Genomic DNA, 2,738 nt, shown 5'->3' with positions numbered 1-2,738 from the left:
GGCCGATCGTGCCGTCGCCATTATCGGCGGCGCTCGTCACCAGATCGATACGGGCATCCTGGAGCAGTTGCGGATAGGCGGCCACCCGGGCCGCCAGTCCTTTCAGCAGCTCATTGTCGGGATAGTGCTGGGCGGCCACGTCGACCAGCGGCTTGAGATCGACGGCGACCACAGAGGCATCGAGCTTGCCGGTCGGGCTCTCTGGGAAATCCTTGATCCGCCCTGTGGCGCTGATCGAGGTGCCGGCCAGGCCACCGACCGACAGCCGGTCGATCTCGAGCAATCCCTTACGCAGCCTCAGCGCCGTGTCGACCATGTCGGCCGTCAGCCCGCCGGCGCTGACCGGCCCGGCCTTGATCTGGAAGTCGAGGTCGCGGTCGGAAAACCGGTTGGCGCCCTTGTCGCTGACGAAGATCGAGGCGAAAGCCGCCAGCCCGTCGACGTCGAGCTCGCCGCCCTCCAGCCGCATCAGCACCGAAGGCCTGGCGTCGTCCGGCTGGCTGGAATCGATGCGGCCGGAAAACTTCGCCTTGCCGAGGATCAGTTCGAGATCGCTGAAGGCCTGCCGCTTTTCGCTGAGATCGACCTTGGCCTTGAAACCGGCGGCCGGCAGCCGGCGGATCGCCTCGTCGACATCCCTGGACAACCAGGCGGCGAAGCCCGACGGCTGCGCCACGGCGAGCAGCAGCGAGCCGCTGAAGCCGAAATGGTCCTCGACGCTGAGCATGCCGTTGGCTTCGAGAGTGGCGCGGCCGGGCAAGGTCGCGGCAAGCGACTTCACCGACCAGCCGCCTTCGGCCGGCTCGGCCGAGAGGTGGACGTCGCGCACCGTCGTGTCACCGGCGACCACGGCCGGCAGTCTCACCTCGACGGTCCCTGGGATGGTCGGCTTCGGCATATGCAGAAGCGCCTGCTCCAGCGCATTGACGCGCTGGTCGAGCGTTACGCCGGTGACTGCGGCGGCGCCGACGGCTTCATCGAACTGCACCTGCGCGCCATTGGCCTCGATCGAAAAGCGCGGGTTCGGTCCGAGATTGACGGAGGCTTTGCCGTCGGCGGTATACGGATTGTCGAGCGGTCCGGTCTCGAAGCGGAACTCGTCGAAGGCGAGCTTCTGGTGATCGAGCGAGAACTTGCCGTTGAGCCGGAAGCCTGGATCTGGCTTGCCGGCCGAGACCTTCACCGTCTCGCCGCCGGTGCCGCGCAGCTCGGCCGAATTCCTGTCGTTGCCGGAGATCTTGAACTGGCCGGAATAGGCGACGGCGCCCTTGACGAGGCCGGCATTGCCGTCGGTCTCGATGACCAGCGGATAGGCGTCCGGATCGGCCTTCAGCCGCAGCCGCATCTGGCCATTGCCTTCGGCTCTGCCGGTCGAGGCAGTGACATTGGTGCGCAGCCCGTCGAGCTTGAGCGTTCCATCCATCCGCCATGGCCCGGCGAGCGACTTCGCCGAGATGGTCGAATTGATCTCGGAAATCAGGTGGCTGCGCCCGCCGGCGGCATGGCGCAAGGCGACCTCGCCTTCCGTCACCGTCAGCTTCTCGATCGCGATCTGGTTGAGATCGAAGGGCGAGGTCGGCCGCATCGCCCAGTCGACCGTGCCGTCGGCGGCGATGTCGATCGTCGCCTTCGGCCGCACCAGCCGCATGTCGAAGATCAGCACCTCGCCACGCAGGAAGGGTGCCAGCTCCGCATCCATCGAGAAGGTCTCGACCGTCATCGCCGGCTGGCCGTCGGGACCGCCGGCGACCGAAACATTGGAGAAGGTCACCGAGGGAAACGGCAGCAGCCTTGCCGTGGCGTCACCCTCGACGGTGACCTTGCGGCCGAGGATGGCGCTCGCCTCGCGCTCGAAATCGGCGCGGTAGCCTGCCCAGTCGATAAAATACGGCACCACCAGCGCCGCGCACAGCACCAGCACGAACAGGCCACCGAAGATCACGAACAGGCGTGCGAGCATCAGCACCAGCGATCGTTGAAAGTCAGCTGCACTGTACCCGCATCAGCGTGTCGATAAAGAGGCAATTCGGCTGCGTCCTCGGCAAGCAGGGAGCTGTGGGGACAGTCCGCCGCGTCAATGCCGCGCCGCTTCCATCAGGGCGGACAAGACCGCACCCGTGCAAAGGCTGATCAGGAATTTCTTCGCAACGAACTCGATGGTCGAGTCGTGGAACGTCAGGATGAAATGCCGATAGTCCGAAAACAGCTCAGGCATATGGGATGGATGAACCCGATTGGCCTTTTCCAGGGAAGCGATCCAGGACGAGTTGAAGACTTCGAACGCAGAATATGGTTGCAGGCCGAGACCATAGAGCCGATGCCCGCTGATGGCTTCATCGTTCGGCGGACCGAATTGAAGCGCCAGGTATGGTTCCACCGTCAGGATTGCGACGGATTGGTCGCCTGTCGCGGGCGAAACCGAGCGCGCGTTCGTGCCATCGAACGAAGGATCCGGAACGTCGGCGAGATACGCGATCAACAGCCGCTCTTCATTTGCAAAGACATGCGGCAATGGCGCGCCGGCCGATGATGGTGGCACCTCGATCGGCAGCAGGGCCTCGGCCGCCGACATGACTAGTGACCAACACGGGGCAGGATCTTGCCCGGATTCATGATATTCAGCGGATCGAGCGCCTGCTTGATCGTGCGCATGACCTCGACGCCATGGCCGAGCTCGTGACGCAGGAAGCCAACCTTGCCCTGGCCGATGCCGTGCTCGCCGGTGCAAGTGCCGTCCA

Annotated in this window: 3 protein-coding genes; all 3 read right to left on the bottom strand. The window is 64.9% G+C overall.

Features of this window, described 5'->3' with window-relative positions; all coding sequences use genetic code 11:
- On the bottom strand, positions 1–1,960 hold a 1,960-nt coding region (locus tag EN742_RS30880; protein WP_128333658.1), incomplete at its 3' end, for an AsmA family protein.
- A 114-nt stretch (positions 1,961–2,074) separates the two neighbouring features.
- Complete coding sequence (locus tag EN742_RS30875; RefSeq protein WP_126053945.1) at positions 2,075–2,572, bottom strand: hypothetical protein; 498 nt, start codon at positions 2,570–2,572, stop codon at positions 2,075–2,077.
- Positions 2,573–2,574: 2 nt separating this feature from the next.
- Positions 2,575–2,738, bottom strand: a 164-nt coding sequence (locus tag EN742_RS30870) for an FAD-linked oxidase C-terminal domain-containing protein (RefSeq protein ID WP_281035024.1), incomplete at its 5' end; no start/stop codon positions are given.

Origin of the sequence: Mesorhizobium sp. M4A.F.Ca.ET.020.02.1.1, from assembly GCF_004022645.1 — a bacterium.
In the GTDB taxonomy this organism is placed as follows: domain Bacteria; phylum Pseudomonadota; class Alphaproteobacteria; order Rhizobiales; family Rhizobiaceae; genus Mesorhizobium.
Note: the sequence above shows the minus strand (reverse complement) of the source record. Positions and strands in the feature narration are given on the sequence as shown.

Bases quoted from the DNA above. Each gene is read 5' to 3' on its own strand.
- EN742_RS30875 (WP_126053945.1), bottom strand. From the start codon at position 2,572: ATGTCGGCGGCCGAGGCCCTGCTGCCGATCGAGGTGCCACCATCATCG.